Origin of the sequence: Microcystis aeruginosa NIES-2549 (genome assembly GCF_000981785.2) — a bacterium.
GTDB lineage: Bacteria > Cyanobacteriota > Cyanobacteriia > Cyanobacteriales > Microcystaceae > Microcystis > Microcystis aeruginosa_C.
Map to the genome: position 1 here is coordinate 1,956,392 of NZ_CP011304.1, position 13,766 is coordinate 1,970,157.

At 41.7% G+C, this 13,766-nt stretch carries 15 protein-coding genes, 1 tRNA gene and 1 pseudogene; 6 read left to right on the forward strand and 11 right to left on the reverse strand.

Going from position 1 to position 13,766, the window contains the following annotated elements; genetic code table 11:
* Positions 1 to 337: 337 nt before the first annotated feature.
* Together myaer_RS09555 and myaer_RS09560 are read left to right on the forward strand one after the other, a co-directional pair.
* Complete coding sequence (locus myaer_RS09555) at positions 338 to 793, forward strand: shikimate 5-dehydrogenase (RefSeq protein ID WP_046661921.1); 456 nt, start codon at positions 338 to 340, stop codon at positions 791 to 793.
* A gap of 57 nt (positions 794 to 850) precedes the next feature.
* Complete coding sequence (locus tag myaer_RS09560) at positions 851 to 2,392, forward strand: protein kinase domain-containing protein (RefSeq protein WP_046661922.1); 1,542 nt, start codon at positions 851 to 853, stop codon at positions 2,390 to 2,392.
* 48 nt (positions 2,393 to 2,440) lie between these two features.
* Here the strand turns inward: myaer_RS09560 and myaer_RS09565 are convergent, their stop codons facing one another.
* Complete coding sequence (locus tag myaer_RS09565; protein WP_052734174.1) at positions 2,441 to 3,253, reverse strand: rhodanese-related sulfurtransferase; 813 nt, start codon at positions 3,251 to 3,253, stop codon at positions 2,441 to 2,443.
* 77 nt (positions 3,254 to 3,330) lie between these two features.
* On the opposite strand from myaer_RS09565, the gene myaer_RS09570 reads away from it, so the two are divergent.
* Both myaer_RS09570 and myaer_RS09575 read left to right on the forward strand, forming a co-directional pair.
* Positions 3,331 to 3,403: transfer RNA gene (locus tag myaer_RS09570), tRNA-Ala, on the forward strand.
* 398 nt (positions 3,404 to 3,801) lie between these two features.
* Positions 3,802 to 3,996: pseudogene (locus tag myaer_RS09575) on the forward strand (RNA-guided endonuclease TnpB family protein); the annotation flags it as partial.
* Between the two features lie 14 nt (positions 3,997 to 4,010).
* On the opposite strand, the gene myaer_RS09580 reads toward myaer_RS09575, so the two are convergent.
* From myaer_RS09580 to myaer_RS09605, 6 genes are read right to left on the reverse strand one after another with little or no spacing between them, the layout of a single operon-like run.
* Entirely contained in the window at positions 4,011 to 5,006 is a 996-nt protein-coding gene (locus myaer_RS09580) for a DNA cytosine methyltransferase (RefSeq protein WP_046661924.1), read from the reverse strand.
* A 46-nt stretch (positions 5,007 to 5,052) separates the two neighbouring features.
* Positions 5,053 to 5,217 carry a hypothetical protein gene (locus myaer_RS09585; protein ID WP_002743277.1) on the reverse strand — a complete coding sequence of 55 codons (165 nt, stop codon included), beginning with the start codon at positions 5,215 to 5,217 and terminating at the stop codon, positions 5,053 to 5,055.
* 14 nt (positions 5,218 to 5,231) lie between these two features.
* Positions 5,232 to 5,468 (reverse strand): DUF4926 domain-containing protein, encoded by a 237-nt coding sequence (locus myaer_RS09590; RefSeq protein WP_046661926.1) that lies wholly within the window; start codon positions 5,466 to 5,468, stop codon positions 5,232 to 5,234.
* Between the two features lie 12 nt (positions 5,469 to 5,480).
* A complete protein-coding gene (locus tag myaer_RS09595; RefSeq protein ID WP_002764286.1) occupies positions 5,481 to 5,801 on the reverse strand; it encodes a DUF6883 domain-containing protein in 321 nt (106 codons plus the stop codon).
* A gap of 49 nt (positions 5,802 to 5,850) precedes the next feature.
* Complete coding sequence (locus myaer_RS09600) at positions 5,851 to 6,045, reverse strand: hypothetical protein (RefSeq protein WP_002743274.1); 195 nt, start codon at positions 6,043 to 6,045, stop codon at positions 5,851 to 5,853.
* Positions 6,039 to 6,239 carry a hypothetical protein gene (locus tag myaer_RS09605; RefSeq protein WP_002800319.1) on the reverse strand — a complete coding sequence of 67 codons (201 nt, stop codon included), beginning with the start codon at positions 6,237 to 6,239 and terminating at the stop codon, positions 6,039 to 6,041. Before myaer_RS09605 ends, myaer_RS09600 begins: the two co-directional genes overlap by 7 nt.
* A gap of 215 nt (positions 6,240 to 6,454) precedes the next feature.
* Between myaer_RS09605 and myaer_RS09610 the strand changes: the two genes are divergently transcribed.
* A complete protein-coding gene (locus myaer_RS09610; RefSeq protein ID WP_046661927.1) occupies positions 6,455 to 7,246 on the forward strand; it encodes a transposase in 792 nt (263 codons plus the stop codon).
* On the opposite strand, the gene myaer_RS09615 is transcribed toward myaer_RS09610, so the two are convergent.
* The 4 genes from myaer_RS09615 to myaer_RS09630 all read right to left on the reverse strand — a co-directional run bounded on the left by myaer_RS09615 (position 7,180) and on the right by myaer_RS09630 (position 13,366).
* Positions 7,180 to 8,784, reverse strand: coding sequence for a GUN4 domain-containing protein (locus myaer_RS09615; protein WP_235614834.1), 1,605 nt, complete (start codon positions 8,782 to 8,784; stop codon positions 7,180 to 7,182). The genes myaer_RS09610 and myaer_RS09615 overlap by 67 nt on opposite strands.
* Positions 8,784 to 9,170, reverse strand: coding sequence for a hypothetical protein (locus myaer_RS09620; RefSeq protein ID WP_046661928.1), 387 nt, complete (start codon positions 9,168 to 9,170; stop codon positions 8,784 to 8,786). The genes myaer_RS09615 and myaer_RS09620 overlap by 1 nt, the downstream gene beginning before the upstream one ends.
* A gap of 147 nt (positions 9,171 to 9,317) precedes the next feature.
* Positions 9,318 to 11,429: a TIGR00300 family protein gene (locus myaer_RS09625; RefSeq protein ID WP_046661929.1), complete on the reverse strand. Its 2,112-nt coding sequence runs from the start codon at positions 11,427 to 11,429 to the stop codon at positions 9,318 to 9,320.
* A gap of 173 nt (positions 11,430 to 11,602) precedes the next feature.
* On the reverse strand, positions 11,603 to 13,366 hold the full coding sequence (locus myaer_RS09630; RefSeq protein ID WP_046661930.1) for an SWIM zinc finger family protein: 1,764 nt from the start codon (positions 13,364 to 13,366) through the stop codon (positions 11,603 to 11,605).
* Positions 13,367 to 13,481: 115 nt separating this feature from the next.
* Here myaer_RS09630 and myaer_RS09635 point away from each other — a divergent pair, with 115 nt between their 5' ends.
* The gene (locus myaer_RS09635; RefSeq protein WP_046661931.1) at positions 13,482 to 13,763 is read left to right on the forward strand and encodes a ParB N-terminal domain-containing protein; all 282 of its coding nucleotides are present in this window, start codon (positions 13,482 to 13,484) and stop codon (positions 13,761 to 13,763) included.
* Positions 13,764 to 13,766 lie beyond the last annotated feature (3 nt).

Genomic DNA, 13,766 nt, shown 5'->3' on the forward strand with positions numbered 1-13,766 from the left:
AGGGTCGGGAGTTTCCCTCTTAGAGTTCCCCAATCGCCTTCTTAAATTACCATGATCGATCTGTGGCCACAATTGAAAATTTTCCGGTAGCAAAATCGTCCTTGGCTCCTAGCAATAGGCAATAGGGGAATAATTAGGGTTGGCTGAATAAATCTAAAAACTTTGTTGGATAATATCCTTAGGCTTTTTTGAAATCAAAAAGTGCCAGCCATTGGAGTAATCGGGGGGAAAATTCGGGTACTTCTTTCCTGAAAATTGGGTAAAACCCCACACCCACGAAAAACTTTTTCAGCATAACCTAATTATATTTGGCTATATCGATCCGAGGGTTTTAATTATGAATCAAACTAGCGAAACCGTTACCTATTCTCTCGAATCTGTCCTGACAAGGATCGAGAGTAAAATCGACAATCTCCAAAGAGATGTTAATCAAAAATTTGACAGTCTCCAAAGAGATGTGGATCAGAAAATCGACAATCTCCAAAGAGATATGGATCAAAAATTTGACAGTCTCCAAAAAGATGTTAATAAAAAATTTGACAGTCTCCAAAAAGATGTTAATGATTTAAAGGTGGAAGTCACAGAAATCAAAGGAGATATTAAAATTCTTGATCAGAAAGTCGAAACAATGGATAAACGACTGGAAAAAGTCGAAGATAGTTATGCAATCCTAGTTAAAGATATTGCGGACTTGAAAGGGTTTAAATCTCTGATTATCCCCATGCTTGTGGCTTTTTTAAGTGCCGTGGTCACTTTGGGATTGCGCGGCTTTTTTCTTGGCAATAAACCTTAAATATATCAGTGGATATTTTAATCATCAAGTTTATTTTGTACTCTACCAATAAAATCCATGAGTTTTTGTATTAATCCTCATTGTCCTAAACCGAAAAGTATCACGGAGAGTCGTTACTGTCAATCCTGTGGTTCCGACTTGCTTTTAAACGGTAAATATCGAGTCACAAATTTATTGAGTGCCAAAGGTGGATTTGGTAATACCTATGAAGTGATAGATGAACATAAAATGCCCAAAGTATTAAAAGTTCTTACCTACGATTCCAGCAAAGCTATTGATTTATTTCAACAGGAAGCCAATCTTTTAAAACAATTAAATCACCCTGGTATTCCCAAAGGAGAAAACTATTTTATTTATCATCCCCGGGAAAGTCAAACTGCTTTACACTGTTTAGTTATGGAGAAAATTGCTGGTATTGACTTAGAAGAATATCAAAAACAAAGAGGATTTAAACCGATTGATTATCATCTCGCTTTGGATTGGTTAACTCAGTTAGCTAATATTCTCCACGAAGTTCATAAACATAAATTCTATCATCGTGATATCAAACCCTCTAATATTATCTTAAAACCCGATGGTCAATTAGTTTTAATTGATTTTGGAGCAGCGCGACAAGTGACTAAAACCGTCCTAGCAGGAGGCAAAAATACAGGAATTTATACCCCCGGATATGCTCCTCCCGAACAATCTCGCGGTCACTCTGTCCCCCAATCAGACTTTTATGCTTTGGGCAAAACTTTCGTCTTTTTGTTAACTGGTAAAGAACCCAGTGATCCGAAAATTTATAATATTAATACAAATGAATTTAACTGGCGTAAATATGCCTCAAATATCCCTTCTCGATTAGCAGATTTTATCGATAATTTAATGGCAGAAAAACCTATTGATCGTCCAAAAGATACCAAAACTTTGCTAAAAATAATTATCGATATTAAAACTAATCTCCATCAAACTAAAAAAACTAAAAATTCTCCTCCCGAAAAAACTCAAGTTATTCTTATTCGGAATTCTGCATCTATTCCTGATTTACTTTCTTCCAGTTATGCTGGGTTTTGGCTCCGTTTCAAAGCCTCTTTAATTGATTCTTTTATCGTTCTTATTATCGCAGCTTTATTAGGTGGTTATATCTGTTTTCGCTTACAACAATGGTCAACTTTTCAAGATTTAAATCTTAATTTTGATATTCCCAAAGAAATCTGGGTTTACTATGCAGCAGGATTAAGTGCAGCTGGAACAACAATTTTTGGTTTTGCTTTATTTATAGCGGCAATTATCTATAATATTCAAGCCAAAATTAACTTTACTCACGAACATATTGCCATTCTGACTGCTCTTGGTTTAGGAATAGTGATTAAATGGTTATATTATGTTTTCTTAGAATATCTTTTTAAAGCCACTATCGGTAAAATGTTTTTTGATTTATCCGTCACCGATAGCCAAGGCCGACGCATATCTTTTGCGAGAGCCAATCGCCGCTACTTACTAAAATTTCTCTCCACTGCTCCCTTATATTTAGGCTTTTTACTGGCAGCATGGACAAAGAAAAAGCGCACCATTCATGACATGATTGCAGGTACACAAATCCGCAAGAAAAAGTAACCATATATTAGAAAAGTAGGGAGAGGGGAGCGGGACGATAGGATAAAATTAACTACAATAGGGACAAGATATTCCTGCTTGGTAATTGGGGTATTGTTTATCTTTTTCATCGATGGGATGACCGCAAGCGGGACACATTTCATAATGTCCCACCTCTAAATTAGCTGTTAGGGCCACTCTTTGATCGAAAACAAAACATTCTCCTTGCCAAAGACTCTGATCGGGACTAACTTCTTCTAGGTATTTCAAAATACCTCCCTCTAGCTGATAAACTTGAGAAAAGCCTTGATTTAATAAAAAAGCTGCCGCCTTTTCACAGCGAATTCCCCCCGTACAAAAAAGAGCTATTTTTTTATCGTTAATACTATCAAAATTGTCGTGAATATACTCAGGAAATTGGCGAAAATGCTGGATTTCTGGGTTAAGCGCTCCCGCAAAAGTACCGATCGCCACTTCATAATTATTACGAGTATCGATCACTACCACGTCCGGCTCTTTCAGCAATTGGTTCCACTGTTCAGCTTTGAGATGAATTCCTGTTTTTTCGAGAGGATTAGCCTTGGCTTGACCGAAAGTCACAATTTCCCTTTTTAAGCGAATTTTTAAGCGTTGAAAGGGCAAATAATCGCAAACAGACTCTTTCACCTCTAGATTAGCCAAACGAGTATCGGTTTTTAACCAACTAATCACCTCAGCGATCGCTTGACGGTTCCCGGCGATCGTTGCGTTAATCCCCTCGGCTGCCAGAAGAATAGTTCCTTTAATTCCTCTTTCTTGGCAGTATTTTTGTATTTCTGGCTGTTTTTGACGATAATCTGACAAAGCCACAAACTGGTAAAAAGTGGCGACTAGATAAGACATGGCAGGCAAGGGAAAAATTAACTTGTAATATTTTTCACTATAGGTTATAATAACAAAAGTGTCCTAAAAACCAGATCGGGGGTTTAGCTCAGTTGGTAGAGCGCCTGCTTTGCAAGCAGGATGTCAGCGGTTCGAGTCCGCTAACCTCCATAGCATCTCTAGCCTTAGTGTTGGCCAATTCTCAGAACTACCATCCTGCTTGCAAAGCACCATCTCTCCGATTTTTCTCCCGTTTACTTCACTATCATAGGATGGTCAACCTGAAAAAAGTTAGAAATGGGTGTTACTCCTAATGTCTCCTACCCCCAGCGGTTGTTAGTTTCCACTACCCCACCACTGTGAGTTCTAATGTTATAGAGACATCATAAGTGCAAGTTATAATTAATATAACCAAGAGTTATCTAAAGGTAGTAGTGAAATGATTACCTAAAATGTCGGATGAATACCCCCGCTACATTTTTCGACAAGATACTTAGCAAAATTAGCGGGGGATGAAATCCGACCAGAATATCAACGTCTCGACTCTTCGGCGTAGTTCAGAGGCCACTTCGCTCGACGTTGAGTATAAACTAACAGGCTACAAACTATCTGATGAGCGACGTAAAATCAGATTTACTGACGGTTTTAACGCAGGAGAATTTGATTTATGGTGTAGTCAAAAGACATTAGTTTATTATTCAGAGCAACAGATTAAACGGGTAAGAATTGTTAGACGTGCTGACGGCTATTATCTAAAACTCCTGAGTCGAAAATAAACTTAATTAAGTTTTCGATTGAACGAGAATGAATTAGTTGATGCTTGCTCAACATCTAACCAAGACTCGATTACAGAATTAACCACAGCAGCTACGCAGGAAATCGCTACACTATTACCCGTTAATTTTCGCATAGTTTGATAACTGCCGACAATTTGATAATCATCAGGAAAACCTTGTAAACGTAGCATTTCTCTTTCTGTTAAGCGTCTTTTCCCATCCACTAACAAATAATTATAGGATGCTCCTGCTCGCAAGGCACAGGAATAGGGATAAGCACTGACATTACCTCCTTTATTTTCGTGCCAGATAGTCGGTTCACTATAAGGTTTTTTTCCCTCTCTTTTCAGCAGGCGACTTTTTTGAATTTTTTCGGAAGCATAATAAAAATCCGAAACATTTTCCTCTAAGATTTCTGTTAAACTTGTTCTAGATAAAGCTGGTTTTGGCCAGATAAAATCTCTCGCTTCTCGGAAACCAACGATAAAAATCCGTTCCCGTTTTTGCGGTAAACCAAAATTAAGAGCATTTAAAACCCGATAATCGGTATAGTAATCTAAATCTTGCAGAGTATCGAGAATAACTTCTAAGGTTTTTCCCTGTTGATGTCCCTGCAATTGCTTGACATTTTCCAGAATAAATGCTGCGGGTTGTTTGGCTTTTAAAATGCGAGCAATCTCAAAAAATAGCGTGCCTCTGGTATCGTCAAATCCCTTTAAATCACCACAAATACTAAAGGGTTGACAGGGAAATCCCGCCATTAAAATATCGTGATTGGGAATATCTAGGGCAGCAATTTCGGTAATATCTCCCCGGGGGTGGTCGTTAAAATTAGCCTGATAAATTGACCGAGCATCTTTATCTATATCACAGGAAAAAACACAATCAGATTCTAAGTTTTTTTGGCGACAAACTTGTTCAATTGCCAATCGAAACCCTCCCAAACCACAAAAGAGGTCAATAAAACGGATTTTTTTACTATCTTTCAGGAGATTCATCGATAGTTGAGATTGTGGTGATAGGGATATTCTCTTTGATTTTAACTTATTCAACTTTCACCAAAGAGCGGACGGTAAATATTTCATTGGCTTGTAGGGGTTTAATCGCCGAAATTGGCACAGTAACTACTGAAATTGACTCACCGAGAGCGTTAAAAACCTCTAAAATTGCTCCCATTTCGCCATTGCTAGGATGGGGGATTAAATCCACTAAGAATAACAGAATTATATAATTTGCAATTCATCCTGTTTAAGATTTTGAATCGATTCAATCTTGGAAACTTCTACAGCGATAACTGTATAGGCTTTTCCCTGATTATTTAACACTTCTAAAACATAGCCATCCTCGTGGCCTTCGGGTCTAGGACAATAATCCACGATAATCGCGTGAGTGCCACGAGACAAATTAGATTCTGGCAAATCTTCAGTTAATTGAACTTCGGAAAACATATCAAATTTCATAGTCTAACTCTTTTAATCTGGTAATAAAGTCACAAATCTTGTTTCTTTCGTAAGTGAGTCGATAATCCAATAGGTAGAGACTCGTAAGTTTATCCCGTTCACCCCTTGTAAAAGTCCTTTAATTTCATAAATATCACCGAACTTTGTTGGTTTATTTAAGGTGGCCTCGTTGAGAAGAATACGTCTTAAATCTTGTTCCAATACCTGCCAGTTGTCTAAATTATATCCCGCTTGTGCCAGAAAGCCTGATTTATCATCTTTGGGTTGTAAAACTAGCAAATACTGGGTTAATTTAGCTGGTGGGATTGTCGCATTGGGATTTAAATAAGGCATTTATATTGTAATTTAGCCAATTTCTTTATAGACTTCTATAAAATAGATTTTACAGTATATACGGGCAGTATTGCCAGGCTTTTTCTTTGTCTAGGATTTGATCATTTTCAACTTCTTCGATGAGTTTTCCTAGTCCGTAATCCTCTAGGATTTCTTCGATTTTTTCAAATTCAGCAATGGGAATCTGAACAGCAATCGGCTTTTGATCTTTGTCTAATACATAGCTTTTGTTAATTTCTAGCATTTGTTTCTCTCAATAGTATCATTTTCGCTATTTTTTGTCATGTTTTGGGCGGTATTTAACCGAACTAATTTTCTACCACTTTTCCCTTGTCTCTCCCTCCAATCGGCGCAAATCGCTTTTATATCGTAGTTGAAAGACTTGGCGTGTTCTTCTCTAATCTTATGAATTTCTTCGAGTATTTCATCTTCCCACATAGCTCATTCTCCCATTAACTCGTAAGGTGTACAGATTAGCGGTAATTTGTAGCCGAAATCCGCGCATATATTGAGAAGTTTTTTCTGAATTTGAGCATTAGTAATATGTTTACAGTTCCATGTTAACAGATAAAAGTTGCGGACAGGATAAAGATAGCGGTATCTTTCTGTTAGGTGTTATATTCTACAAGTCCTCGCGGGGAAAAATACGCAAAATGTCACGAGCAAAACGAGAACTAATCCCAGGCTATTCCTATCATATAACCATTCGCTGTAATAACCGAGAATTTCGCCTGACCCGTCTAGAATGCCGACAGGTATTACTCTACGCTATCAAAAAAGCGATCGAAAAGTACGGATTCAAACTCTACGCGCTCTGTGTGATGAGTAACCATATTCACTATCTCATCGAACCGAAAGACGCGGAAGACTTACCCAAAATTATGCACTGGTTGAACTGGTACACCGCCATGTGTTTTAACCGAATGCTGAATCGAACTGGTCACTTCTGGGAAAAACGCTATCACAGTAGCGGTTTTCCCACCACGGATACTAAGCGAGCGCTGAATACCCTACGCTATATTCACGCCAATCCGAAGGCTGCGGGAGTCCAAGTCGGATTCTTCTACGATTTTAGCGATTACGGGGTCTATGACCGACTCGGAGACGATGGCTTAACCACTTGGCATCCTGCGTTTTTGAGTCTGGGAGAAACCCTAGAGGAATGGGCGGCCAAATATCGCGGATTCTGCAAGAAATACCGGCCGCGACCGAAACCGGAAACCCGCAACCACTGGGGAAGTAAGCTACTCGCGGGGATAAAGCCGAAGAAAAGGTCTAAAAAATCCTCTCCGGGCCAATTGTCTCTCTGGTGGGAGGAGTGGGAGGAAGTCACCCCAGAAATTCTCGCGGTGGCGGATCAGTTCGTTTTTGCCAACGCCTACAACCCCCGCGTCGCCGGAGACATACTACAATCATGTCGCGGATCGGACCCGGGGCCTGGGTGAGGTACATCGAAAACCCAGAAGAAATACAAAAACCCCCGACCCAAAAACCCATACCAAAACCCAAACAAAACACCCGAACCCCGACGTACACCCAAAAAACCAAAAACAGAACCCCGACGTACACCCAAAAAACCAGAGGGTCCAGGGAGGTGTCCTAGGGGTGCTTTTAGGTCAAAAGTAACATCCCTGTAGTATATCCAGCTATTATTCACTCGCCAGCCTACCCTATCTCCGAAAGCGTTCCAAACTCTTTCATTATACTCCCCCGTCCCACCGAGTTCGCAGTAGATTTTCGCCTGCACGGAAAAACCAAAGCGACCGCCACTATATTTAACCCATAATTGGTCAATGGTTCGCAAATCCTCGTAGGGGAAATTATCCATATCCTCTACCTGTAGCCATCCTTCTTTTGTGCGATTTACCTGTAGCATCACGACTCTTGTTTCCTCGTCCGCTTCCCTCCATTGCTGCCGTTTTAATAAATCTTCTAAGTTCCGATAATCGATTCCTTTGGCGCTTTTAAGTTCGATTTCTGGCGGTGGTGCGGGTTTCGGGGTTTCTGTTATCGTTTTCGCCGACTCACCATTTATCGGTTCCGTTTTAGGGGACGGTGGGACGGGTTGTTGTGCTAGTTTCAGGGTAATCCGGTCATAAACTTTTAAAACCTTCGGATTCGTGGGGTCTAAGGCTAATACTCGCCTCATTAACTGTTTTGCTTCTTCTAGTCTCCCGTCACCTTCTAAATCTAACGCTTCCTCTCGCAGTAACGCGATATCGGTGATAGTTGCTTGTTTCGGTAACAGAATCAGATGATTCTTGTAGTTTGGTTCGACGGTGGAGTGGGGAGTCTGCGGGGGTTTGTTGTATTGTCGGTTGATTTCCGGAACTCGATGGAATAGATGATTACAAAGTCTCTCCACCGTCGCGCAATTCCTTTCCCCCTCAATTCGCAAAGCCTCCAGAAGCGCGTAGGTAAACGAACTCATTCCCAAAGCGGGAATTTGATAGGATTCTTCCCCCGGACTACAGGAAGCGATGGTAATCACTCCCTGTTGGGGTTTTCCTCCCGCGGATTTATTGCCGAATCGCGTCTCGTTCCGGCAAGAGTCCAACAACAGAATGATATTATCCGCGCCGCATTTGCGTAAGCGTTGGGTGAGATAGGTGAGAGAAATGGTGGTATCTGGGAGCAATTGGGAGTGTCCATCGTGGGGAACGAGGTAATCCTGTTCCTGATGTCGTAATCCGTGGCCGCTGAAGAAAAACCAGAAGTTATCCCCCGTCTCCAACTGCGGGGACTCGAAAAATTCATGGAGGAAGATTTTTAAATTTGTGGCGGTGGGTTTCGTTTCTAGAAAAGTACCGCTAGGCGTTTTAATGGAGTCAGAATCATCGGTAAAGAGGAAAACTTCGTCAAACTTGGCTTCTTCTTTACAATAGCGAAACATAGCCTTCGCGTCTTCGATGGCGCAATCTAGCTTGTTAAAGTGTCCCTGTTTATAGGCTGTAATGCCGATGATAAATGCCCAGTTCGCCATTAGTCCGCAGTCGGTGTGTTTTTCTCGTCTCGCTTGAATTTTAGGGTTAATCCGCCTTTGGTGCCGGTCTTAATCCCCGTCCCTAACAATTTTACTTCACCCTCCCCGGTAATCTCTACGCAAAGCTCTACTTCATCGAGTTTAAAACCGGTTTGTTGGTTGACCTGTTTCTGTGCTTGATTGAAGACTTTGCCGATAAGCTGGAGAAAATGGGAAAGTTCTGTCTCTAGCTTCTCTATGCTCACTTTTACGCCACGAGTCGCAGCTTCGGTGATAGTTTTCCTCGTGTCCCAGGGATTGCGATAGGTGTCGTTTCCTTTCGCATCTTCATCGACGGTGACGGGGGTATCTTCTGCGGTGATAATCCAAATGGTTTCTTCTGGCATAGCGCTCTCGTTTTTCGGCAATGGTTCTCCTTTATTATTCTAGTTACCCATTGCTAACTCACCTATAGAGATAGGGGTTAATAGTCCCAAAAAAGGGGGTTTAAATACCCCCAAAGCTCATAAGTTTTATGTTTTAGAGTATTGGTTTTAAACCGTTTCTACCAAGGGACGGGTTAACTTATCCAACTGTTGGGTTAACAGACTCAGGAATAAACCCACATCGGTGACGATACCCACGGATTCTACGGAACCTCGATCGCTTAATTTTGTCACCACGGCCGGGTTAATATCAACACAGACCATTTTCACCCCCGCCGGTGTCATATTGCCCACACCGATGGAATGGAGCATACTAGAGAGCATGAGAATCATGTCTGCACCTTGAATTAAGCGGGAATATTCTTCCTGTGCTTTAATTAAATCCATCTCCGTATCCGGAAGCGGACCATCATCGCGAATTGAACCGGCCAAACTGAAGGGGACATTATTCTTGACGCATTCATACATTACGCCTTTTGTCAATACCCCGGCCGATACAGCTTTGGCGATGCTGCCGTGGCGACGGATGAGGTTGATAATCTTGAGGTGGTGACGATGGCCACCGCGCACGGGGATGCCTTTCTGCATATCCACCCCTAAAGAAGTACCCATGATCGCCTGTTCCATGTCGTGAACTGCGATCGCATTTCCCCCCAGTAAAGCGTGAACGTAACCATCGCGGATTAAACGGGAGAGATGTTGCGCTCCTCCAGTGTGAATGACCACGGGACCTGCCGTTACTACCACTTTACCGCCCTGGTCGCGAATTTGGCGCATTTCCCAGGCAATCTGCTCGACGGTTAACTCGACTCGGCGCTCGCTGGAAACCCCCGCACCCATAAAGGTAAATTCCTGGGTGCTGTTGCGTTGTTCCCTGGATTCCGCCTGTCGGATAGTACGGATGCCCTCAACTCCCACCATAACGCGATCGCCAGCTTTTAAATCCCGCAGCAGAGTACATTTCGCGGTTTTGCCTTCTGGACTTTCAGTGACGACGATGGCTGCATCCATGCGTTGATTTTCCACCCGCACCCATTCACAGTTAACCCGCACTTCCGTGGGATAGATGGTGCTGACATAAAAATCATCGGGAGCGACCCCATCTTGAGCGACAATGGCGGTATTGACATCACAGATTTCTTGGGGACGAGCGGCCGCACCGAGGTCGATCAATTGTACCATGATCTCCTCCATTACCTCGTGAGAGGGTGCAGAAACGCGCACTTCGGCCGAGGAGGTACTTTGGCGCTCAATCCCTAAAGTGAAGTTTAAAACCTTGAAGCTGCCCCCATTTCCCACCACAACATCGAGAGCTTTATTCATAATTCCCGCGTCGAGCAGATGACCTTCTAACTGGAGAATGCGACTTTCAATGGTGACATTTGCGTGATGGTCTGGAATTAGGGGTTCGGTGGTACGCAGGGTTAAACATTTAGCGGCTCCTCCTGCTTTTAAGAACTCCGTCAGGGGAGTTTGTACCACTTCAAATCCTTTTGCGGCTAAGTTATGTTGTAAATCGTCACTAATTTTATTCATGACGATTACTTGACCGATATTCACTGCATTACAAGCAAAGTTAACCGCATCGGCTTCTTCAACGATAATGCGTTTTTCTTCGGGAATTTTTAACTCAATTAATCGATTAGAATAGGCATCAAAAGCATCAGGATAGTAGAGGAGATAACCGCCACTAAGGGGACAAAAACAGGTATCAAGGTGATAGAAACGTTCATCGATTAAACGTAGGGATAAAACCTCGATATCGAGCCATTTAGCGATTAAAGGGTGGGAATCTAACTCGGTTCTGAAGCCATATCCTGCCCATAACCAACGTCCTTCCCGATCTAATAATGCGTCTCCTGCACCTTCAAAGGGTAAATCTTTTGGCAGTTCGTGAACTGTAAAACCGTTATCTTCAAACCACTGTTTAAAATAGGGTTCTTCTCCCTGTCTTTCTTTGTGTAAAAAGCGACTGAGAACGACAGTTTTTTCCAGAACTAAACCTGCATTAGCGGTAAAAACCATGTCGGGCCAGCCTTTTTCTGGTGGGACTAAATCCACAATCGCCCGATCTTTGAGAACATGATAAAGCTGCTGCCATTGTTGCCTAGCTTTTTCCTGGGAAGATTTGTGAATGTTGCCCTCCATCCAAGGATTAATCACATAATCCACATCGTAATGATCGGGAGAACACATCAAAAAGCGAATGGTTTCAGTCATATTTTTTGACAATGAATATTCAGTATAAGTAGTCTGGAGATAAGTTTAGACCAATCTTCCATTATACTCCACTTTGCCCCGAAATGTCACTAGGTCTAAGATTAGGACAATTACCGCTCTACAAGCTAAAAACAGCCCAGTTTTAGCCGATAACTGACGGCTAGAAGCTTAAATCATTGTAAATCCTGATGTTTAAATAACCCCATAAATTTCGATTTGCGTCCGTGTTCCTTAATTAAATTTTCCCGATAAGTTTGCCATTCTTCCCGTCTTCCTGACATATAAAAGGCATTACGAGCTTTTTTTAGCCATTTAATCGCTTCTTCGTAGCGATCAGCCTTTTTTTCGTCGAGTATCTTTTCCGCAGGAGGACACGCGCGATCGATCACCCAGTTAGGATCGACGGTAGCAGCCGCATCCATTATCCGCCAAATTAGGTGAGACTGCACATAGGAATTATCAGAAACGACTTTAATTGCATCTCTAACTAAATTTTCGTGGAGAAATATATCGATTTTAGCCTCTGTGGAACGTCCACCGCTAAACTCGCGCAAGTAATCTAACAAGTCTAATTTTAAATCGGGCCAATCTTCCCCCGCTAAAGACTCAATTTTTTGGTAATGGGAAAAGGAAGGTTGGTCTTGAAATGCCTTAATTCTAGCAGCCAAAGCTGTATCTATATCCCCTAAAGACTGCGCTAGTTCACTTGTCCAGAGAGCTAATTGATAATAATAATTCCCAGGGAAATTTAGACCACCCCTGGCAATTATTAGGGCGGATTCTGGTGCGGATTCATCGCGTAAAGCTTTGGCAAAAAAGAAAGCTTCATCGTTTTTAGTTATCATATTTTTTGCCGCTGCCATCGCTTCGTCAATGCGATCAAGATAGACTAACTTAGTTAGGTATTCTACCACTTGTCCTGAAGCTAAAGCTAGATTCAAATATTCCTGATCTTTTTCCTGCTGCTCGAAAATTTCTAAGCGAATAGAAGTTAATTTTTGGGCATAATGGGGGATATTCCCTGACCACATTTCTGAAAAATTAGCCGATTCTCCTCGTAAAATCTTCTCTAAAACAGGATCGTCCCACCCCTGTTGTAAGGCTGCTAAACTCATCTCAAAATCGGCACTCCATTCATCTTGCCATTGCTCGATCTTTTCCATTAAATCTTGCTTTTTTTGGGGATTAAATTCTTTACTTAAAATTGCCTCAGTTAGAACTCGATCGATTCTAGCACTTAAATCATCATTGACAGCACCGTAATTTTCTAAATCATCCCATTCCTCGATACAGGCGCTAATAATTGCTTCTAAAATAGCGATCGCATTATCTGGTTCTCCCTTTTGATAATAATCTTGGGCCTCATCCACCAGGGCATAAATTTCATCAGAAATTGGATCTTCTTCGCAGTAATCTTCTTCGATCGCTCGTAGGGATTGCCGCAGTTCATTAAGGACAGTATTACGATAAGCTTTGACATTAATAGTTATCTTTCCTACCGCTTTATTAACTGGGATAGCTGGAAATAAAAACTTATCAATTGTCTCGATAATTTCTGGGTGTTTAGCCACTAAATGATTAAGCAATTTTCTTAATTTACTTTCATCAATCGGTGTCAATAACTCCTCTAGGGAGGCTTTTTTAATAATTAATTCTGGTTGGCGAGAACAGGTTAATAAAACCGCCACAATATGCTTACACCAACCCTCGTAATCGTAGGGACAGGAACAGGAGACATTCTCAAGATTTTCTTGGTTAAAATCGATAGCAACTCGATAGGGTTTAACCTCACTACCACTCACTAAAGCTTGCAGATTTTGCCCCCGTTGCCAAAGAGAAATAACTGCACCGCTATCGTAATAATATTGACCGCGCTGATAGGAAGCATTGGTGCTATTTTGCCGGATAATTTTTTCACTGATAGGAGGAATAGTCATAGTCAGCAAAGGAGAGGATTGGGTGATAAAATCTTGTCTGTGGCCAGAAAACTACCGGCAGCGAGGCGGACCACTGCATCAGCAACCGAGTCCACTTATCTTCAGTTTAGCCTAAATGTGCTATAGTAAAAACACTATGGAAATTAAAAACATTCCTCTGTCCCAAATTCGTCGTCCTTTACCGCGACAAACCGATCCCGAAAAAGTTAATCAGTTGATGCAATCGATCGCTGAGGAGGGATTACGCGAACCGATCGATGTTTTGGAGGTGGATGGTAACTACTACGGTTTTTCCGGTTGCCATCGCTTTGCAGCACATCAGCGTCTCGGTAAAGCAACAATTCTCTGTCGAGTTCGTCGCGCTCCTAAATCCGTTTTAGCTAAACACATCGCTTAAGCT